This is a genomic window from Flavobacterium sp. (assembly GCF_003525665.1).
In the GTDB taxonomy this organism is placed as follows: domain Bacteria; phylum Bacteroidota; class Bacteroidia; order Flavobacteriales; family Flavobacteriaceae; genus Flavobacterium.
Genome location: NZ_DQDX01000130.1, coordinates 24,722 through 25,071 on the forward strand (window position 1 = coordinate 24,722; position 350 = coordinate 25,071).

The 350-nt window shown below is 33.1% G+C and carries 1 pseudogene; it reads left to right on the forward strand.

Annotation, left to right across the window (positions count from 1 at the left end):
* Positions 1-331 (forward strand): annotated as a pseudogene (locus DIU01_RS09300) (Fic family protein); the annotation flags it as partial.
* Between the last annotated feature and the right edge of the window lie 19 nt (positions 332-350).

Here is a 350-nt window from a genome sequence, read left to right on the forward strand (position 1 = left end):
GGCAATTATTTTATCCAACGATAGAAAAAAATATTACGAAGCATTAAACCAAGCCAACAACGGTAATTATCAAAAATTGATGCTATTGATGTGTCAAGCGCAAGAACGAACCTTAAATATTTATCTAAGTTCGTTACCCGATAATGATTATGATTTTCAAGAAATATCCAATATTGTTAGTGAACCCAATTCGCCTTATGGTCAAGAATACATAAGTTTATTAGCAAGACAAGGAAAAATTGATGCTCACAAAGAAGGTAGAAATTGGTACACCACCAAAAAAGCAATCGAAGATTATATTGAAAATCGTCAGAGGAAACGAGTTATTTAGTTTTCAGTCGCAGTCGCAG